The sequence below is a fragment of the Thioclava sp. SK-1 genome (genome assembly GCF_001705665.1).
GTDB lineage: Bacteria > Pseudomonadota > Alphaproteobacteria > Rhodobacterales > Rhodobacteraceae > Thioclava.
Genome location: NZ_MDHA01000021.1, coordinates 1 through 19,425, shown reverse-complemented (window position 1 = coordinate 19,425; position 19,425 = coordinate 1). Strand labels below are relative to the sequence as shown.

Here is a 19,425-nt window from a genome sequence, read left to right as displayed (position 1 = left end):
TGACCCCATGGCGGCGGTCGACGATATCCTTCAATCCTACCGTGCACCGCGTAAAGTGGTGCGCGGTTTTCTTGCGCGGACACGGTCTGAACCCCGGGCGCTGTCGATTCTTTTGGCGGCGTTGATTGTCGTGTTCGTGGCGCAATGGCCGCGCCTGTCGCGCCAGGCCTTTGAAACCGATGTGCCAATGGCAGGGCCGATGATGGGCACGGCCCTGGCTTTAGGGGCGACGATCCCGATATTTTATCTTTTGGCCGCCCTGGCGCATGTGATCTGTAAGATGTTCGGCGGCACGGGCACATTTTACCGCGCCCGGATCGCATTGTTCTGGGCGCTTTTGGCCAGTGCGCCGCTCGCGCTGTTGCAGGGGCTGACGGCAGGCTTTATCGGTCAAGGTCCACAGGTGACGATTGTCGGGTGTTTGACATTTGCTGCCTTTATCCTGATCTGGCTCGCGGGTATCCGCGTTGCAGAGTTTGAAACCGGAGACGCGTGATGCAGCTTGGGCCGTTTGATCTGAAAGAGGCATTGATCCGCAGCGTGAAGGCGCCGCGTGAGATGGCTGCGGCATTGATTGATTATGCCCCCCCGGCGCAGGCGCGCTATCTGGCATTGCTGGTGGTGGTTGTGCTCTCGGCCTGTCTGGGCAGTCTTGCAGATATTGTCTTTTCTATGGTGAGTGGCACTGGCAGCGATACATTGCGTGCCAGCCCCATTCCATTGGCGCTGATCCAGGGCGCATTGCTGGTTTATGGTGCGGCCGCAATGACGGTTGTGGGGCGTATTGCCAATGGCAAGGGGCAGTTTCTGGATGCGCTGATGCTGCTAAGCTGGATGGAATTTGTGTTAATCGTCGGTCAGGTGGTGCAACTGGTGCTGCTGATGATCTTCCCGGTGACGGCACTGATCACATCTGCCTTGTTGCTGGCGTTGATGTTTTATCTCTTGGTGAACTTCACGGCTGCGGTGCATGGGTTCACCCAGCTTGTGCCCGTGGCAATCGGTGTGATTGCCACCTTTATCGGCAGTGCGTTCTTGGCCGGGATCTTGTTGGTCTCGACCGGGCTTGTGCCGATTTCTGTGGCGCCCTGACGCGCCCATCCGAAAGGTTTTGCAGATGTTCGATGTTGAAAAAATCCGCGCAGATTTTCCGATTCTGTCGCGCCAGATCAATGGCAAACCATTGGTCTATCTGGACAGTGGAGCCTCGGCGCAAAAACCTCGTGTGGTGATTGATGCAATGACCCGGATGTATGAGGAAGACTATTCCAATGTGCACCGTGGGCTGCATACGCTGTCGAATATCTCGACCGAGAAGTATGAGGGGGTGCGTGGAATTGTTGCGCGTTTCCTGAATGCCCCGTCCGAGGATGAGATCATCTTTACAACCGGCTCGACCGAGGGGATCAACCTTGTGTCCTATGCCTGGGCTGCGCCGCGGTTTCAGCCCGGTGATGAGATTGTTCTATCGGTTCTGGAACATCATGCGAATATCGTGCCCTGGCATTTTTTGCGCGAACGCCAAGGCGTTGTGCTGAAGTGGGTGGAGCCAGAGGCTGATGGCTCTTTACCTGCCGAAAAGATGCTGGAGGCGGTGACAGATCGCACAAAGCTGATTGCCGTAACACATATGTCCAACGTGTTGGGCAGTTTGGTGGATGTGAAAGCCATCGCAGCCGGCGCGCGTGAAAAGGGCGTTCCGGTTTTGGTAGACGGGTCGCAGGCGGCGGTGCATATGCCCGTAGATGTGGCCGATCTGGGCGTCGATTTCTATGCGATCACTGGACATAAGCTTTATGGTCCATCGGGGTCGGGGGCGATTTGGATCGCCAAGGAGCGTCAGGCCGAAATGCGCCCTTTCCTGGGTGGCGGCGATATGATCGATACGGTCACGCGCGACACGGTAACCTATAACCACGCGCCAATGACCTTTGAGGCGGGAACGCCGGGGATCGTGCAGCAATACGGTATGGGCGTCGCCATCGATTATATGATGGGTATCGGCATGACCAATATTGCGCAATACGAAGCGCAACTGCGCAGCTATGCCCATGAACGACTGTCGGGTTTGAATTGGCTTAATCTGTCGCCGGTGCCACCACAGGGCGGAGCGATTTTTTCGATGACGTTGAATGGTCCCGCTCATCCGCATGATATGTCGACCATTTTGGACAAGCGTGGTGTGGCCATCCGGGCCGGCAGCCATTGTGCCATGCCATTGATGCAGCACCTGGGCGTCAGCGCCACGGCGCGCGCATCATTTGCTATGTATAACACCCGCGCCGAAGTGGACACATTGGTATCGGCGCTAGAACTGTGTCACGAGCTTCTGGCCTAAGCCAGATCTTGCACAAAAAACGCAACGGGCAGGACACTTTGTCCGTTGCGAGCCGCGCGTGCCTCGGCTATACGAGGCCCAGCATGCAGGCAGGTGGTCGTCGACTGAAATGGTGATCTGCTTCGGTTGCACGCTGTTAAAAGGTACAATATAACGACCGTGATTTGGTTTGGATTGTTGTAATCCCGTCTGAATTGCATGTTGGTCCCGTAGCTCAGCTGGATAGAGTGTTCGCCTCCGAAGCGAAAGGTCGCGCGTTCGAATCGCGCCGGGACCACCACCTTTTACCCCTTAAATCAGATGGTTTGGCAGTCAGTGCATTGCGCGTATGCGTTGAAATTGCCCGGGCGAGGTTCATTGCGCCATCGCTGAAATTTTGCGATGGTTGGCCAGTCCGCTCTGTTGGAGGTCCGTATGACTTTAGCTGACATTTTGTCCTTTGCCTTTGTGGCCAGCCTGTTGGTTATGTCGCCGGGGCCAAACGGGGCGTTGATTGCGAAAACTGTGCCGACCTCTGGCCGCGCGGCGGGTTTTGCAACTGTGGCAGGCTTTGTCACCGGCTTTTACCTGCATGGTGCGATGGCGATTTTCGGGCTGTCGATTGTGTTGGTGCAATCGGCAACGGCGTTTACCATCGTCAAATATCTTGGTGCGGCCTATCTGTGTTGGATTGGGATCAAAGCTTTGTCTGCGGCATGGCGTGGCCTGGATACCGCAGCCCCGGTTGCACCGGCCAACAGACGGCGCACGCTTGGACGTGCCTATATCGAAGGGCTTCTGACCAACGCACTAAATCCCAAAGTTTCAATGTTTTACCTTGCGGCCTTTCCACAGTTTATCACGTTGGGGGGCACCACGCTGACGGCATCATTCTTGTTGGTGTTCATTCATTCGATGATTAACGCGGTTTGGTTTGGTGTAATGGTAATGGTGATGTCACGCCTAAGCGCGGTTGTGCGCGGGGGACGGTTTCAACGGTGGTTGAAAGGGGTGACAGGTCTTGTATTCATCGGTTTCGGCCTAAAGCTCGTCAAATATCGGCCTGATGTGTGACCCCACGCCGCGGTTGCGGCGCGGGGCGGTGGGCCGCTGTCCTATGCAGTCGCCCGGGTAACACATGTTACCCTTTCAAGGCCTGCGCAACCACGTCGCGCAACGGCGTTGTTGGCCGGTTGATCAGCTGCGACAATGTCGTTCCCGCATCATATAGCGCACCATGTGCCACACCGTCATCCCAGCTGGCAATTGCCGCTGCCAACCCGGCAGGCAAGCCCACCTTTTCCAAGATCGCGGCATAGTCCTGTTGCGGAAGATTCTGATACGGAATGGTTTGTCCGCTTTGCCGCGAGATTTCCGCCGCCAGATCCGAAAGCGTATAGCTGTCATCGCCCGACAACTCATATGTCGCGCCATCGTGGCCGTCGCTGGTCAGCACATTTACCGCAGCTTGCGCATAATCAATCCGTGCCGCGGATGAGATCTTTCCGTCCCCTGCGCTGCCAACAAAGGCACCGTTTGCCAACGCTGCAGGGATCGACCCGGTGTAATTCTCGGTATACCAGCCATTTCGCAAAATCGTATATTTCAAACCGGCGGCTTTTAGGGCTGCTTCGGTTTCGACATGCTCTGCAGCCAGGCTAAGCGGGGAGTTCTGTGCACGCAGCAAGCTGGTATAGACAATGCGCTGCACGTTTTGCGCCTGTGCTGCTGTCAGAATATTTTGATGCTGCGTGGCGCGCTGTCCAACCTCGCTTGAAGATATAAGCAACAGCGTATCAATGCCTTGCAGCGCGGTGTTCAGCGCCTCAATATCATCATAAGGGGCTTCGCGCACGGCAACGCCCAAATCGGCGGCCTTGGCGGTATCACGGGCCAGCGCCACGATATCTTCTGCGGGATGCGCCTGTTTCAGCGCGGCGATCACAAGGCGGCCAAGTTGCCCGGTGGATCCTGTTACAGCGATTTTCATATCCGTTTCCTTTCGGTGTTGGTGGAATCGGATATAGAATCTATGCTTACGAAAGATAAGTACGCACTTTTTTGTAAGTATGGAGAAAAATATGACCATGGCGGAAAATAATCCGCGCGGGAACTTGATGGCGATGAATTGCCCCTCGCGCGAGGTGTTGAAACATATGACCAGCAAATGGGGCGTGTTGGTGTTGATCGCGCTAGAAGGTGGGACACATCGGTTCAGCGAATTGCGTCGTGCAATTGGCGGGGTCAGCGAACGGATGTTGGCCCAGACCCTGCAATGGTTAGAAGGCGACGGGCTGGTTCAGCGCCGTGCCTATGATGTGGTGCCCCCGCATGTGGAATATCGGCTGACTGCACTGGGGGTGGAGGCAGCACAGCGCGTGCGCAGCCTGACCGATTGGATTGAGGCAAATGCACTGCACATTTCTGACAATTGGTCCAAAAATCGCGCAGAGGTATCAAAATAAGCGCGCAGATGCGGTAATAGATACAAACGCGGTTCCGGCCAGATTGTATCTGTGATTGTGCCGATTGGTGGCAGGTGCATAAAAAAGCGCCGGGCGCGGGGCCCGGCGAGTTAAGAGGAGCCGACAGGGGTAAATTGCGGCTCCTACTGGGTAGGGTGGATCATGACCAAATTTGGCGCTGGGATTCGCTTGCGGCCTCAAATTCGGTCAGGCCAATGTCTTTTAACAAATGCGTGTCCAAATGTTTCAGCGCCTGACGCGAACGATGCATCTGAATCTGTGTCGTGACGACGCGCAGCAGGCGCAGAACCGGAACAGAAGCGGAGACATTTTTGCGTTGAGTCAGGCTGAACATTTTCATCACCATTGTGTTAATCGGGTATTGATACAATCCCTGTGTTTCTGGTACGATAAAGATACAAAGAACGTAACAATTAGCGCTAGTGAAACATTGTGCCCCATACAAGAAATACAATCCGTGAAACCGAGTGGAAGCCGGATCTCTCCGCCGGTCAGGGGCCAAAATATCTGGCATTGGTGCGGGCGCTGCGTGAAGGCATCCGTGAAAATCACTTAAAACCCGGCCAACGCCTTCCAACTGTTAGAGATTTGGCGTGGCGTCTTGGGGTGACGCCGGGAACGATCGCGCGTGGGTATCAGATAGCAACGCAAGAAGGGCTGTTAGAGGCCGCCGTGGGTCGGGGTACATTTGTTGCGGCACAATTCCGGCGACTCGGTCCGACAGAGACATTGTATCCGTACAGTCAGGTCGAACAGGGGAACAATGACGGGATTGTGGATCTGCGCTCGCCGCGTTTGCCCGATGTTGGGCAGCTTGCCGCCATTGCCACGGCGATGCGCGAGGCCTCCGATGATGTAGATGAGATGTATCTGCGCTATCCCGGCTTAAAACGTGACGAATATTGCCGACAGGCGGTGTTGGAATGGTTTCCACCAAATTGTTCGTTGTCCAGCCATGTGACGGTGGATGATGTGGTCTTGACCCATGGCGGTCAAAATGGCCTGAGCGTGATTTTGCAATGTTGTTTGCGCGGTGATCGCCCGGTCGTTTTTGCCGAAGAATTGGCGTATCCTGGTTTTCGCCACGCCGCGCGCCGCCACCGCGCCGAAATTGTGCCGATCGCTTTGGATGAAGAGGGCATGATACCAGAGGCATTGGATGCTGCCTGTCGTCGCCACGGCGGTCAGCTTGTCTTCATTACGCCCGATGCGCAAAATCCCACCGCGGCACGCATGAGCACGCAACGCCGAGAGGCGATTGTGGCTGTGGCGCGCCGCCATGATTTACAGATCGTCGAGGATGATTGTTACACCGCGCCGGTCAATGGCTTGCCATCGATGCGGGTTCTGGCACCCGAACGCGGCTGGTATGTGACCTCCTTGTCCAAAACGATTTCGGCCGGGATCCGGTTTGGCATCGTCTTGGCACCAGAACATATGGGGCAGGCGGGGCGGCTGACGGCGCAGCACAGTTATTTCGGTTTGGCGCGCCCGGTCACGGATATTGTCACACGGCTGTTTGCCTCTGGCGATGCGATGCGGCTTCGTTACGCGGCACAAGAGGCGATGAACCGCCGGTTGCAGCTGTGTTTGCAGGTGTTGGGCGATCAGGATATCGGCTGGCAAGACGGGTTGAGCTTTATCTGGTTGAAACTGCCATTGGGGTGGCGTGCCTCTACCTTTGCGCGCATGGCAGAGGCTGATGGTGTCTTGCTGCGTTCTGCCGATGAATATGTGCTGCAAGATGGCCATGCGCCCAATGCAGTGCGTATCGCGATGGCCGGCGGTGTGCCAGAGGATCTGTTCATTCAGGCGATCACCCGCTTGCGGCGTTTGTTGGACAATCAACCGAACGATTTGCCGGTGTAACAGCGCCGCTTGTGACGAAAAAACAGGCGCTTGCCCTGTCACGGGGCAAAATTCGCCGTGCCTCCTCTTTCCCTGCGCCAAGAGCTGTGATTTTCTGCCAGAAATATCAGCCAAAGGGATGCGTATGGCCACATATACAGCAGCGCGACGCGAGGCCAAGCAGGGCTATGTAATGATCGCGCCCACGCTGATCTATGCACTGGTGTTACTGGCCGCGCCCTTGCTGACAATTCTGGCGTTTTCTTTCTTCAAAGACGGGTATTTGACCGTTATCCGCGAAGTTACGCTGGCCAATTATATTGCCGTCTGGACCGATCCGATCTTTCGCGCGATCTTGCTGCGGTCTTTGTGTGTGGCGGTTATGGTCACGGCGTTGACCGTGGGCACGGCCTATCCGATCGCCTATTTCCTGTCCTTTGGCGTGTCGCCTGGCAAGAAAAGTTTCTGGCTTTTCCTGATCACCATTCCGTTTTGGACCAGCTATCTGGTGCGGGTGTTTTTGTGGAAAGTCATTATGGGCTATAATGGCGTCATCAATTCAGGGTTTGAAATGCTGGGTCTGATGGGCGATGGGCGGTTGTTCGAAGATCCGTTCCGAATGCTGTCGACCATGCCGGCAATCGCCGTGACGCTGGCCCATTGCTATGCGCCATTTGCGATTTTGCCGATCTTTGTGGCGCTTGAAAAGATTGACCGCTCACTGCATGAGGCAGGGCGCGATTTGGGTGAAAGCCGCTGGACGACCTTCTTGCGCGTGACCCTGCCACTGTCGATGCCCGGTGTTGTTGCAGCCGTATTGGTGGTGTTCATCCCTGTGATCGGGGATTACGTTACACCAGAGCTGATCGGCGGCGGCAAGCTTCCGATGGTGGCCAATATGATTCAGGCGCAGATGCTGCCTTTGGACAATAAGCCGATGGGATCGGCCATCGCGGTTTCAGCCATGGTGACGGTGACGGTGATCGCGCTGATCTTCGTCGGGCTTGTTCGGATATTTGTGAAGGGCGCGAAATGAAGGTTTCTGGGCTGAAATGCTATGCCTATCTGTATCTGCTGTTCTTATATGCGCCGATCCTTTTGCTGCCGATTTTTGCGTTTAACGATGGGACGGTGATTGCCTTCCCACTGAAAGGCGTGACATTTGAATGGTTTGGCCAGATGTGGGAGAATGAGACCCTGCGCCGTGCCCTGACCAATTCGCTGATCATCGGCACGAGCAGTGCGGTGTTGGCCACCATTTTGGGCCTGTTTGCCGCGCGCGCAACCACGCGCTACCGCTTTCCGGGGAAGGGGCCGATCACCGCGCTTATCATGTTGCCGCTGGTCTTACCTGAAATCATGGTGGGGTCGTCGCTGCTGATTGTGTTGCTGGGTCTGGGCGTGGACCTGTCGATCGTGACGGTTATCCTTGGCCATGCGCTGATTGCCACGCCGTTTTGCATTGCACTGCTGTCGACGGCGCTTGGCTCGCTTGACCGCTCGTTGGAAGAGGCGGCACTGGATCTGGGCGAAACCAAATGGTCAACCTTTTGGCTGGTGATTTTGCCGCTGGTGATGCCGGGTATCATTTCATCCCTGTTGATCGGTTTTGTGATCTCGATGGATGAGTTCATCATCGCCTTTTTCCTTGCCGGCAATGAACCGACCTTACCGACTTATATCTTTTCGCAGCTGCGCTTTCCTAAGGCTATTCCGATGATTATGGCCTTGGGCACATGTCTTGTCGTGCTTTCTGTCGTGTTGTTGACGATTGCTGAATATTTCCGCCGCTCCGGGCTTGCCCGCGCGGGTCTTAAAGATACCGGAGGCTTCTTGTGAGCGACCGAAAGCCGATGATCGAATTCAACGACATCCAGAAATTTTATGGTGAATATCACGCGTTGCGCGGCATCACCGCCACGATCCGCGAGGGCGAGTTCTTTTCCCTGCTTGGTCCGTCGGGCTGTGGGAAGACAACGCTTTTGCGCACCATTGCCGGGTTTGAAGATATCTCATCTGGGGCAGTATTGATCGATGGGCATGATATGGCGCAGGTGCCGCCCAACAAACGCTCGACCAATATGGTGTTTCAAAGCTATGCGATTTTCCCGCATCTGACGGTGGCGCAAAACGTCACTTTTGGTCTGCGCCGTGATCCGCGCACCAAGGCCGAAAAGGCGGGTTTGGTGGAAGACATGCTTGGGAAGGTCGGTCTGGCGGGCTATGGAAAGCGTGCGGCACATGCGCTGTCAGGGGGGCAGCGTCAGCGGGTTGCACTGGCTCGCGCGCTGATCCTCAAACCCAAAGTCCTGCTACTGGATGAGCCGATGTCGGCATTGGACCGTAAGATCCGTGAACAAATGCAAGTAGAGCTGATCAAGCTGCAACGCGATCTGGGGATCACATTCGTGCTTGTAACCCATGACCAGGAAGAGGCCCTGGTGATGTCCGACCGGATTGCGGTGATGTTTGAGGGGGAGATCGCGCAGCTGGATGATCCCGAGACCCTGTATCGCAAACCGGCATCGCGGCGTGTGGCAGAATTCATTGGGGCGATGAATTTCCTGGACGCCGAGGTGATCGGACAGGCTGATGATGGGATCACCGTGGTCGTGGACGGTCTGGGGCAGGTGGTCTTGTCACACTCGCAGGTATCGACGGCCCATGATGGCACGGTCGCCGTCGGGTTTCGTCCGGAAACCATGACGATCTTACAAGACGGTCAAACCTCGGATGGGCTGGAAACCTTAGGGGTGATCGAAGAGGTCGTTTATTACGGGGATATGACCTATTACGATGTGCGACTGAACAATGGCAAACGCAGCGTGCGCATTTCTATGCGCAATCTGTTTGGGCGCACGATCCCCGATATTGGTGCAAACGTTCGCGTGGCGTGGTCGCCCGGGGCGTTGATCTTATTTCAATAAAATAATTCGCGGGCCGGGGCGGCACCGGGTGTTTGCTGCCCGGCACCGCCGATTGATCAGCGTGTTTCGATATAATCGGCCGAAACATAGCCGGTGACATTTGGGGCATCTGCCAATGTCACCCGGCACCACAGCTGCCCGACCTCGGTCACGCAGTCGCGGCGATTAAGCAATGTGCCGTCGGGCAGGCCCATGATGATGTTGAACCCCAAACCCGGTCCGGTGCGCAGTTTTAACAGCTCATCAGGGCCCGTACCTTTGACAACGGTGCGACCGGCGCCCAAGCCCACACACCCGGTCAAAACCGTCAAAACCAATATCATCGAAATCGGAGTGCTGCGCATCATTTACCCTCATGCCTTTTGTTGCCCGTACAAGAAACCGGGTGGGGTGGCCAGTCAAGTCTGACCGCGCGCAAAGACGACGCGGCGGGCGGGCAGCGTCAGTTTTGGCTCGGGGGCTGGCCCGAAACCGGATGGATGCCCGCGTTGCCCGCATCGGGGGCGATGTGATGTGTATTGTGCGTAAAATTACAGTGTGGCGCGGGTCTCGGTCTCGGTTAGGGACCAATTCTCAATCATCCGCCGGCCCGATCGATAGGTATGTTCGGATTGGATACGATGGGCGCGCCGCGACTGTTGGTTCAACAGCGCATCCAGCAATTCACCATGTTCATCATGCGTCTGGCGTAGCAAATTCGCATTGAACCAACGCCACCGGATCAAATCGAACAGCGGCACATCATTGGTTTTATGGATCATATCAATCAGAAACGGGTTCTTGGCCGCGGCGCGGATCTGTTCGTGAAAGGTCCGGTTCAAGGGCAAAAACATCTGTTGCACCTGTGCATCCCATTGGCGCAGGGCCACCAAGCGCGCAGTTTGCGCCATAATATCATGCAAGAGCGCGATTGTGGGATCGTCCAAACCGTTTTCGGCAGCCATCCCTGCGGCCAGCCCCTCCAATTCCGTGCGTACCCGAAAGATCTGCGCGATATCTTTGGCGGTAAATCGGCGCACTGCGTAGCCTGCATTGGGCGTGTAATCCAGCAGCCCCTGTGCGGCTAGAACCGAAAGCGCATTGCGCACAGGGGTGCGCGACACACCCAATCGTGCGGCCACATCGGCTTCGTTCAGACGCGCGCCGCCGGGGAATCGCCCTTCGGCAATACCTTCCCGAATTTGCGTGATCACCTGCTGGCCGCGTGTTGACATGGTAAACCCCTTTGCTGATCCGGTTGTAAACGCCACAAGGCGCTGCACAAGGGCCAAAAAATAGAAGCATGCTTATGATTTTTTCAATATTGGATGCAATCCACCTTGCGTGGCACCAAAAACACCCGTAGCCATAGAAAAATACCAATTATCGCATGCAATTTTGCGCATCAGGCCCATCCACGCCTATGCGCTGTGCTCTCATTGATTTGGATTTTCACCATGGTTCTTGATGTCTCGACCCGGTTGCGCGCCTATATGGCCCATCTGCCGCGCAACCTTCAGGGGGCGGTGTGGATTGCGCTAGCGGGGCTTGTGTTGACCACCATGACAGCGTTGATCAAATCCGTAGGAGAGGCGATCCCGGTCGTGCAGATCCTGTTCATTCGGCAGGTGGTAATGACCCTTGCGATGGCGCCAAGAATGATCCGCACCCCGGCACAGGTGTTTCAGACCGCTGCGCCCAAGCTGCATGTGCTGCGTGTAGCCTTGTCGACCGTGGCAATGACCGCAGGGTTCACCGCGATGGTGCATTTGCCGTTGGCCGATGCGGTCGCAATCAGCTTCTCACGTTCATTCTTTGTGGCGATTTTTGCCATTGTGATCTTGCATGAAATCGTCTGGGTGCACCGTTGGATTGGTATCGTGCTGGGGTTTGTGGGCGTTGTCGTGATCTGCAATCCGGTGGGCGGTTCGGTCGATCACTATACGCTTTTGGCGCTGGTATCGGCGGGGGCAGTTGCGATGATCATGGTGATTGTGCGCAAACTGGCCCAAAGCGAAAGCTTGGCGACCGTGATTACCTATCAGGCCTTGGGCGTTGGCGTGCTTTTGGCGGGGCCGGCGCTGTATGGCTGGGTGGCCCCCAGCGCGCTGCAATGGGCGCTTTTGGTCTGTATTGGTGGTCTGTCAACATTGGGCCAAAGTCTGAATTTCCTGGGCTTTCGCGTGGGAGAGGCGACGGCACTGGCCCCAGTCGATTATTTGCGACTGATCTATTCGCTTGCGATTGGTGCAGTGTTCTTCCTGGAAATGCCAACCATGACGACATTGGCCGGCGCGGTATTGGTGATCGGTGGCACGTTTTGGGGGCTGTGGTTTGAACGGCGCGGCCATCGGCTGGCCTGATCGATATAGCGGCGCTTATGGCTCAATCGGACAGTAGATACGCAAACAGCCCGACGCGATACGCCGGGCTGAGGAACATAGGCACTGATGACCTGAACTTAGGCTGCAGCTTCTGCCGGATTGGCCTGCAGCCATTTCAACAGCGATTCTGGTGAGGATTCGCCATAGGGATCCTCTGGGCATTGGTCCATCAGACCGGGCTCTTCAAACCATGCTTCGACAACGCCGTCTTTGACGACTGCAGCGTAACGCCAGGAACGCAGGCCGAACCCCAGATTGTCTTTGCGCACCAACATGCCGACGCGGCGGGTAAATTCACCCGATCCATCAGGGATCACGGATACATTCTGCAGGTTCTGCGATTTCGCCCATTGGTTCATCACGAACGCGTCGTTGACTGACATGCAATAGATTGCGTCAATGCCCTGCTTTTGGAACTCTGCGAAGCCATTTTCAAAGCCGGGCAGCTGATAGGTGGAGCAGGTTGGCGTGAACGCACCGGGCAACGAGAATAAGATCACCCGCTTGCCGCCGAAATAATCGCTGGTGGTTTTGTCTTCCCAACGGAATGGGTTCGATCCACCGATGGATTCGTCGCGAACGCGGGTACGGAAAGTGATTTCGGGAAGCTTTACACCGGGCTGCATAGAGGTCTCCAAATTTTAGGTTAGGGGAGGTGGCAGCTGGAGGGCCGCCATATTGGAACAATTCTAACCTTTGCCGCAATAACCCGCAATGGGTGGTTTGTGCAGATGCGGCATATGCAGCGGGCGTCCCCTATGCATATGGCGCAATGCTTGTGTGCGTGCGCGTTGCAATGGTCCCGGTTTCGTTTTATGTCAGATAAAAGCCGAAAGGACCTGAAAGGACCTGCTCGCATGCGCGATTTGAAATTGCCCGACCAGCGCCACCCCGAAAAGGCGCATCGTCCGGATAACGTCCAGCCAAAAAAGCCAGACTGGATTCGTGTAAAAGCACCGGTAAGCCAAGGGTATAAAGACACCAAGGACATCATTAAATCAAACAAGCTGGTCACAGTTTGTGAAGAGGCAGGCTGTCCCAACGTGGGTGAATGTTGGTCGCAAGGCCACGCAACCATGATGATTATGGGTGATATTTGCACCCGGGGTTGTTCGTTTTGCAATGTGGCAACGGGGCGCCCGGATGCGTTGGACGTGTTTGAACCCGGCCGCGTCGCCCACGCGGTGCAAACATTGGGTCTAAACCATGTTGTGATCACATCAGTTGACCGTGATGATTTGGAAGATGGCGGCGCGGAGCATTTCGCCCAAACCATTCGTGCGATTCGTCATCGCTCCCCTGATACAACGATCGAAATCCTGACCCCGGATTTTTTAAAATGCGACGATAGCGTTTTGGAAAAAGTGGTCGAGGCACGGCCAGATGTTTTCAACCACAATCTGGAAACCGTTCCGGGCCTGTATCCCACAGTGCGTCCTGGCGCGCGCTATTTCCACAGCTTGCAATTGCTGCACCGGGTTAAGCAGCTGGATCCGGCGATGTTCACCAAATCGGGCATCATGGTGGGCCTGGGCGAGAAAGACCAAGAGGTGCGTCAGGTCATGGATGACATGCGCTCTGCCGATATTGATTTCTTGACCATCGGGCAATATTTGCAGCCTACGCCGAAACACCATGCAGTGGAACGTTTCGTGCATCCAGACGAATTCAAAAGTTATGAAAAAGCTGCGTATAACAAAGGGTTTTTGATGGTTTCGGCCACACCTTTGACACGCTCCAGCTATCACGCGGGGGATGATTTTGCGCGGATGCGGACGGCGCGTCTTGCAAAACTGGGCCGTGCGTGACGCCGTAACAGCGACAATAGAATATGACAAAAGCGCGATCGGTCAAACGGTCGCGCTTTTTGCAGGAATATCTGATGAAAGGTTAATGCGCCCGAACCAAAGATAATGTCGCGGGGGCTGGATCAGGAAGATTGGTGATTTCGGCACAGTCTTCGATCAATTGCGCAAATGCTTCCGGGTCAATCTCGATGCCGTCGCTCATTAACTTTGACAAGAATTTCAATTTTAGCATTGATTCTGACAAATCTGACGGGGCCGTTTCTTGAATGACCTCTTGTAACACCTTCATTTGATACTGATAAATTCGGATCTCAGTCTCAAGCTCCTCCAGGTCCGCGGCCAGCTCTGTGGGCAGGGACACGGGCTCCGACATCTCTGACTCATCGGCACCGACACGTGTATCTATATGGCCATTGACCTGGTGAAACGCGGTTTTCAACGCCTGCTGTTCCCCTGATAGCCGTTCGCACAGCTCTTCCATATACCGATGGCGCGACAGCAGCTCTTCTATCGGAAGCCGTTTCAACATTCCATTCCGCTCCGCCAATTCGAGCGCGGCGTGTTCGATTTCTTCTTTATATTTCAGCATCTTTTCGCCCCTCTCAGGGTTGGATCTGACCTGCCCGGATGGGCGTTGAAGAAGGTCGACACCGTTTACCCTACCCGTTTTAGGCGGTCGGCCCAGCCGATCCAGCATTCTGCCAGTGCAAACGGTGCCAAAGTCTTTTGACCTTCCGCAACCATGGTTAAGACCACATCCCTAACGAGTGGTAAATTTTCCCGCAAAGATTGTATCAATATCTATCACGCACTCGCGATGCGGGTTTTTTACAGCGGCATCGCTGCTTCCACCAAACGTGCAAAATAGGAGGCACCAATCGGCGCGGCCTCATCGTTGAAATCGAACTTAGGATGATGCAAACCTGCGCCCGGACCCGTGCCCACGAACATATAGGCACCCCGCCGAGCCTGCAGCATATAGGCGAAATCTTCTGCCCCCATCGCACGCGGGCCATTGCGCTCTACCGCCGCGTCACCCGCGATTTCAGCCGCGACATCTGCTGCAAATGCCGCACAATCGGCATCATTCACAGTGGGTGGATAGCCACGATCAAATTTAATCTCTGCCGTTACGCCAAATGCACTGGCGATTCCGGCGACAATCTCGCGCAAACGTAGCTCTGCACGCGCGCGGATATCGGGATCAAAGGCACGAATGGTGGCACAGAACCAGCCATCATCGGCAATTACATTTGCTGCCGATCCCACATGCACCTGCGTGACCGAAATCACCAGTTCATCTTGCGCGGCGATATTGCGCGATACGATGGTATTCAGCGCCTGCACCATCGCAACAATCGCCGGTGTCGGATCGACGCATTCAAAGGGTACGGCGGCATGACCGCCACGACCCGTGACGGTCACCCATGCCTCATCCACCGAGGCCATGATCGGCCCAGGCGCGGTCATGAATGTGCCAAACTGCATATTTGGGGCGTTATGGATGCTGTAAACTTCTTGGATCTTGAACTGATCCAACACGCCCTCGCGCACCATCACCTCGCCGCCGCCGCCATCTTCCTCGGCGGGCTGGAATATCAAGACAACACTGCCGGCAAAGCGCCGTGTCTCGGTCAAGTATTGCGCAGCCCCCAAGAGCATCGCCATATGCCCATCATGGCCGCAGGCATGCATTTTCCCGGCAGTCAATGATGCATGATCATGGCTTGCCACCTCCGTAATCGGTAGCGCATCCATATCTGCGCGCAGTCCAATCGTTGGCCCATCACCGCTTCCATTGATTACGGCGACAACACCGCTCGTCGCGATCCCTTCATGCAGCTCATCTACACCCATCTCTGTTAGACGCTGCGCAACAAATGCGGAAGTCTGTGGCAGATCAAAGCCAAGTTCTGGATGTTGATGAAGCCAATGACGCCACCGCGTCATTTCCGGGGACAGGGCGGCAATTCTGTTTAAAACGGGCATGGTATCATAGGGCCTTTGCGTGGCATTACAGGTCTAGTCGAGCAGAGCCGAAGAGGAAGTTCAATGGCACACCCACATGACGCAGTGATCCATGACAGCCGCAATGACCCGGGCCATGAATTTAGCCGACTGATTGCCATCATGAAGGCGCTGCGAGACCCCCAAACGGGCTGCCCATGGGATGTTGAACAGGACTTTGCATCCATCGCGCCCTATACTATCGAAGAGGCTTATGAAGTGGCCGATGCCATCGCGCAAGAGGATTGGGATGACCTGCCATCAGAGCTTGGTGACCTAGTGCTACAAGTCGTCTTTCATGCTCAAATCGCCCAAGATCGGGGCCTGTTTGACCTTGCAACCGTATTGCAACGCATCAATGCCAAGATGATTGCACGGCATCCGCATGTTTTTGCCACGCAAAATCCCGGGAAGACATCTGAACAACAAACCATTGATTGGGAAAAAATCAAAGCGGCAGAGCGCGCAGGCAAAGGTCAAATCCCGCCTGGAACACTTGACGGAATTGCTATGGCCTTGCCCGCGCTGACCCGGGCGCTGAAGCTGCAAAAACGTGCGGCGCGCGTGGGGTTTGACTGGCCTTCAACTGATCAGGTCATGGAAAAATTGCTGGAAGAAACACAGGAACTGATTGAGGCACGCAGGAGCCTGAGCGCTGACGCAATGGAGGATGAATTTGGCGACCTGCTATTCGTTATGGTTAATCTTGGGCGTCATCTTGGGTTGGATGCCGAAGCGGCTCTCAGACGTACTAACCGCAAATTTACCAACCGATTTGCAGATGTTGAAACCTCGCTCAACAAGCTTGGAAAAACTCCGCAAGATAGCACTTTAGAAGAAATGGATGCGCTGTGGGATGCTGCGAAACACAAAGGTATCTTCTAGCTAGCAGTTTCAGCTTGCTGGAAATATCCCGGGGAGGGCGCCTTTTAGGGGGCGTCGAGCCCCCTAAAAGGCGGTCGGGGCAGAGCCCTTCCACGCCAGTTTCCAACGCATACGCGCTATTGTGACGCGATATACCCTCTAGAATGTCGCTGGCGTGACATCATGTTCTTGCGCTTGACGAACAGCGTTCACTGCCGTCTCAAACAATGCTACATCGGCCCCGTCGCGTGTCGCACCCTGTGACAGGATTTGGCGGAATTTACGTGCGCCAGCGCGCCCGTGAAAGAGCCCCAGCATGTGACGCGTATAGTGATGCAGGCGGCCACCTTGCTGAAGGTGATCTGCAATATAGGGCACCATGTCTTGCGCCACGTCGAATGGATCACGGGTCACTCCATCATCCCAAATCAACTGATCCGCCGCCCCCAGAACAGCCATCGGATCATGATAGGCCGCCCGACCGACCATTACGCCGTCCAATCCAGTCTTTAGTTGGTCTTGCGCCTGCGCCAATGTGGTCACCCCTCCGTTGATCGACAAATGCAGCTGCGGAAATTCCTGACGCATACGATAGACCAAAGCATAATCAAGCGGCGGGATCGTTCTATTGTCCTTCGGTGACAGTCCTTGCAACCAGGCTTTGCGTGCATGAATGGTAAAGCGCGTCACCCCGGCTGCTGAAACGATCCGAAGAAACTCTGGCAAAACGACATTGGGATCTTGGTCATCCACACCGATCCGGCATTTCACTGTCACCTCGACCGGCGCGGCCGCTTGCATCGCTGCAACACAATCCGCAACCAAATCCGGTGATTTCATCAACACCGCGCCAAAGGCTCCAGATTGCACCCGATCAGAAGGACAGCCGCAATTCAGGTTGATTTCGTCATAATTCCAGTCGCTTGCGATTTTAACCGCCTGCGCAAGCTCTTCTGGCACCGACCCACCCAGCTGCAAGGCCACGGGATGTTCGATATCGTGATAATCAAGATGCCTGCCGCGATCCCCATGGATCAGGGCAGGGGCGGTCACCATTTCAGTATAAAGCAACGCGTTTTTTGAGATGATGCGATGGAACAGTCGACATTCCGGTGTGGTCCAATCCATCATCGGAGCAACACTTAGACGCGCCGCCCTTGAAATAGATGTAAAATATTGATTTCCGAAAACTTTTTCGTCTGATTCTGAGCGTCTGACATCCGACATTTGAGCGACATTCCTGCACATTTGGAACTAGCATCCGCCAAAAAGGGGACCTATCTGCGCTTCAGGCGGGTGGCACTCCCCGCCGATGCAGCAAAGAAACTAAAAGCCTATGGCACATATCGACGTTCGTGAAAAGGCTGACTGGACCTGTCGCGTTTTTCGTGACGCCGCCGGTGCTCGTTTAAGCCACCTTGCGTTCGAAAGCAGTGGGGCTTTTCCAGCCCAGTGCTGAATGGCGGCGCCGCGGATTGTAGAAGCCGTTGATATATTCAATGGCTGCCATCACAGCCTGTCGCCTCGTTTCCCATGACCGTCGCCAGATCAGCTCGGCCTTAATGGTTTTGAAGAAGGTGAGGAGGGAAAACAGGCGAGAGTCCAGTGGACTGCCATCCCCGACGTAAAACGGCGGCGTTGTCATAGCGATTGCCTCTCCCTGACATCGACGCCTTGAATGCAGGTCGAGGGTAACAGCCAGATACAGCCATCCCTCAAACGTCCAAATGTAGCTGATGTCGCCAGCCCACTTCTGATTTGGCGCATCCGCTGTGACGTCACTATTCAGCAGGTGCGGTGCGATGTTGAACTTGTGGTTGCTGTCCGTTGTTATTTTGGGGGATTGTCTGAAATTCTGTGTATTTGATCGCGCCCATGCGGTTTTTAGATACGTTTAGGCGTCGAAGCGTCCTGCGAGCAGTATGGCCGGTTGATTGCGGGCCGCAACCCATTCACTGACAGCGCGGCAGCCTTTCTCGAATTTGCGGATGGCGAGGTAGATCAACTTGGTTGTAGCCTCGGTCGGGAACAAGCTTTTTATCTTTAGCGTCTGTCTTAGCATCCGGTTCAGCGACTCCACGGCGTTCGTAGTGTAGATGATCTTCCGGATTCCAGCGCTGAAGGCAAAGAACGGGGTCACTTCGGCCCAAGCCCGGCGCCGGGCCAGAGCGATCGAGGGGTAGTTCCCTGCCCATTTCTCCTCGAAGGCATCGCGCCTGCGGGCGGCCTCCTCGGCGGAGGGGGCCTCATAGATCAGACGCAGGTCTGGACTTGCCTCACTTCCGTTCCGGTTTTCTGTGAGCAACGCTCGCTTTGAAGGAGACTGGATATGGCACCCAAGCATAGTGAAGATTTCAAGCGCGAAGCGGTGCGGATCGCGGCGCACAGCGGCCTGACACGGCGACAGGTGGCCTCCGACCTTGGGGTTGGGTTTTCGGCCTTGGGCAAGTGGATGCGGGATTTATTCGGCCGATCCGGCTACCGCCGAGGACGTGGAACTGCGCCTTGAAAATGAACGCTTGCGCAAAGAGAACCGTATCTTGCGAGAGGAGCGGGAAGTGCTAAACTGAGGCGGATCAGAAAACAGTCAGGGGGGCAGTTTTCCCGACGAAGGCCGCGATCTACTTCGCGAGCCATGGAGGGCATGACCGCCATTGATGGTGTGGATGGCCCCCCCAAACGGCATCGCGATGTGCCAGGGTGGGTCTGAGTACAGCCACCGAAAGGAGCCATCCATGGAACAGCCTATCACGATCGGCCTCGATCTGGCCAAGAATGTCTTTCAGGTTCATGGGGTCGACGCGA

21 protein-coding genes, 1 tRNA gene and 2 pseudogenes are annotated in these 19,425 nt (G+C 55.5%); 14 read left to right on the top strand and 10 right to left on the bottom strand.

Annotated elements, in window-relative coordinates; all coding sequences use genetic code 11:
• Positions 1-7 precede the first annotated feature (7 nt).
• From BFP70_RS00940 to BFP70_RS00920, 5 genes are all read left to right on the top strand, one after another.
• A complete protein-coding gene (locus tag BFP70_RS00940) occupies positions 8-496 on the top strand; it encodes a YIP1 family protein (RefSeq protein WP_066009247.1) in 489 nt (162 codons plus the stop codon).
• On the top strand, positions 496-1,092 hold the full coding sequence (locus tag BFP70_RS00935) for a YIP1 family protein (protein ID WP_066009245.1): 597 nt from the start codon (positions 496-498) through the stop codon (positions 1,090-1,092). The genes BFP70_RS00940 and BFP70_RS00935 overlap by 1 nt, the downstream gene beginning before the upstream one ends.
• A 25-nt stretch (positions 1,093-1,117) precedes the next feature.
• Complete coding sequence (locus BFP70_RS00930; RefSeq protein ID WP_066009243.1) at positions 1,118-2,338, top strand: cysteine desulfurase; 1,221 nt, start codon at positions 1,118-1,120, stop codon at positions 2,336-2,338.
• Between the two features lie 203 nt (positions 2,339-2,541).
• A tRNA-Arg gene (locus BFP70_RS00925) sits at positions 2,542-2,618 on the top strand.
• Positions 2,619-2,752: 134 nt separating this feature from the next.
• Positions 2,753-3,391, top strand: coding sequence for a LysE family translocator (locus tag BFP70_RS00920; RefSeq protein ID WP_066009241.1), 639 nt, complete (start codon positions 2,753-2,755; stop codon positions 3,389-3,391).
• 67 nt (positions 3,392-3,458) lie between these two features.
• Here the strand turns inward: BFP70_RS00920 and BFP70_RS00915 are convergent, their stop codons facing one another.
• Entirely contained in the window at positions 3,459-4,307 is an 849-nt protein-coding gene (locus BFP70_RS00915; protein WP_066009240.1) for an SDR family oxidoreductase, read from the bottom strand.
• Positions 4,308-4,398: 91 nt separating this feature from the next.
• Between BFP70_RS00915 and BFP70_RS00910 the strand changes: the two genes are divergently transcribed.
• A complete protein-coding gene (locus tag BFP70_RS00910; protein ID WP_083217278.1) occupies positions 4,399-4,782 on the top strand; it encodes a helix-turn-helix domain-containing protein in 384 nt (127 codons plus the stop codon).
• 160 nt (positions 4,783-4,942) lie between these two features.
• Here BFP70_RS00910 and BFP70_RS20565 read toward each other — a convergent pair whose 3' ends face one another.
• Complete coding sequence (locus BFP70_RS20565) at positions 4,943-5,143, bottom strand: DUF1127 domain-containing protein (RefSeq protein WP_255356549.1); 201 nt, start codon at positions 5,141-5,143, stop codon at positions 4,943-4,945.
• A 92-nt stretch (positions 5,144-5,235) separates the two neighbouring features.
• On the opposite strand from BFP70_RS20565, the gene BFP70_RS00900 reads away from it, so the two are divergent.
• The 4 genes from BFP70_RS00900 to BFP70_RS00885 all read left to right on the top strand — a co-directional run bounded on the left by BFP70_RS00900 (position 5,236) and on the right by BFP70_RS00885 (position 9,578).
• Positions 5,236-6,672 carry a PLP-dependent aminotransferase family protein gene (locus BFP70_RS00900; protein ID WP_255356548.1) on the top strand — a complete coding sequence of 479 codons (1,437 nt, stop codon included), beginning with the start codon at positions 5,236-5,238 and terminating at the stop codon, positions 6,670-6,672.
• A 118-nt stretch (positions 6,673-6,790) separates the two neighbouring features.
• Entirely contained in the window at positions 6,791-7,687 is an 897-nt protein-coding gene (locus BFP70_RS00895; protein ID WP_066009235.1) for an ABC transporter permease, read from the top strand.
• On the top strand, positions 7,684-8,490 hold the full coding sequence (locus BFP70_RS00890) for an ABC transporter permease (RefSeq protein ID WP_066009234.1): 807 nt from the start codon (positions 7,684-7,686) through the stop codon (positions 8,488-8,490). Before BFP70_RS00895 ends, BFP70_RS00890 begins: the two co-directional genes overlap by 4 nt.
• Before the next feature lie 14 nt (positions 8,491-8,504).
• On the top strand, positions 8,505-9,578 hold the full coding sequence (locus BFP70_RS00885) for an ABC transporter ATP-binding protein (RefSeq protein ID WP_066009647.1): 1,074 nt from the start codon (positions 8,505-8,507) through the stop codon (positions 9,576-9,578).
• 56 nt (positions 9,579-9,634) lie between these two features.
• On the opposite strand, the gene BFP70_RS00880 is transcribed toward BFP70_RS00885, so the two are convergent.
• Positions 9,635-9,922, bottom strand: a complete 288-nt coding sequence (locus BFP70_RS00880) for an SH3 domain-containing protein (RefSeq protein ID WP_066009646.1) — start codon at positions 9,920-9,922, stop codon at positions 9,635-9,637.
• Between the two features lie 186 nt (positions 9,923-10,108).
• Positions 10,109-10,792 carry a GntR family transcriptional regulator gene (locus BFP70_RS00875; protein WP_066009232.1) on the bottom strand — a complete coding sequence of 228 codons (684 nt, stop codon included), beginning with the start codon at positions 10,790-10,792 and terminating at the stop codon, positions 10,109-10,111.
• Positions 10,793-11,014: 222 nt separating this feature from the next.
• On the opposite strand from BFP70_RS00875, the gene BFP70_RS00870 reads away from it, so the two are divergent.
• Positions 11,015-11,920, top strand: a complete 906-nt coding sequence (locus BFP70_RS00870) for a DMT family transporter (RefSeq protein ID WP_066009231.1) — start codon at positions 11,015-11,017, stop codon at positions 11,918-11,920.
• Between the two features lie 98 nt (positions 11,921-12,018).
• Here the strand turns inward: BFP70_RS00870 and BFP70_RS00865 are convergent, their stop codons facing one another.
• The gene (locus tag BFP70_RS00865; protein WP_066009230.1) at positions 12,019-12,567 is read right to left on the bottom strand and encodes a peroxiredoxin; all 549 of its coding nucleotides are present in this window, start codon (positions 12,565-12,567) and stop codon (positions 12,019-12,021) included.
• A 231-nt stretch (positions 12,568-12,798) separates the two neighbouring features.
• Between BFP70_RS00865 and lipA the strand changes: the two genes are divergently transcribed.
• On the top strand, positions 12,799-13,749 hold the full coding sequence (gene lipA, locus BFP70_RS00860) for a lipoyl synthase (RefSeq protein WP_066009229.1): 951 nt from the start codon (positions 12,799-12,801) through the stop codon (positions 13,747-13,749).
• Positions 13,750-13,831: 82 nt separating this feature from the next.
• Here lipA and BFP70_RS00855 read toward each other — a convergent pair whose 3' ends face one another.
• Together BFP70_RS00855 and BFP70_RS00850 are read right to left on the bottom strand one after the other, a co-directional pair.
• Complete coding sequence (locus BFP70_RS00855; RefSeq protein ID WP_066009227.1) at positions 13,832-14,338, bottom strand: hypothetical protein; 507 nt, start codon at positions 14,336-14,338, stop codon at positions 13,832-13,834.
• Positions 14,339-14,577: 239 nt separating this feature from the next.
• Positions 14,578-15,738 carry an amidohydrolase gene (locus BFP70_RS00850; protein WP_066009225.1) on the bottom strand — a complete coding sequence of 387 codons (1,161 nt, stop codon included), beginning with the start codon at positions 15,736-15,738 and terminating at the stop codon, positions 14,578-14,580.
• A 63-nt stretch (positions 15,739-15,801) separates the two neighbouring features.
• Between BFP70_RS00850 and mazG the strand changes: the two genes are divergently transcribed.
• On the top strand, positions 15,802-16,641 hold the full coding sequence (mazG, locus tag BFP70_RS00845) for a nucleoside triphosphate pyrophosphohydrolase (protein WP_083217276.1): 840 nt from the start codon (positions 15,802-15,804) through the stop codon (positions 16,639-16,641).
• Positions 16,642-16,779: 138 nt separating this feature from the next.
• On the opposite strand, the gene dusA is transcribed toward mazG, so the two are convergent.
• From dusA to BFP70_RS00830, 3 genes and pseudogenes are all read right to left on the bottom strand, one after another.
• The gene (gene dusA, locus BFP70_RS00840) at positions 16,780-17,847 is read right to left on the bottom strand and encodes a tRNA dihydrouridine(20/20a) synthase DusA (protein WP_066009223.1); all 1,068 of its coding nucleotides are present in this window, start codon (positions 17,845-17,847) and stop codon (positions 16,780-16,782) included.
• Positions 17,848-18,028: 181 nt separating this feature from the next.
• Positions 18,029-18,457, bottom strand: a pseudogene (locus tag BFP70_RS20180) (IS3 family transposase); the annotation flags it as partial.
• Between the two features lie 57 nt (positions 18,458-18,514).
• Positions 18,515-18,925, bottom strand: coding sequence for a transposase (locus BFP70_RS00830; protein ID WP_255356547.1), 411 nt, complete (start codon positions 18,923-18,925; stop codon positions 18,515-18,517).
• Positions 18,926-18,949: 24 nt separating this feature from the next.
• Here BFP70_RS00830 and BFP70_RS21545 point away from each other — a divergent pair.
• Positions 18,950-19,067: pseudogene (locus tag BFP70_RS21545) on the top strand (IS3 family transposase); the annotation flags it as partial.
• Between the last annotated feature and the right edge of the window lie 358 nt (positions 19,068-19,425).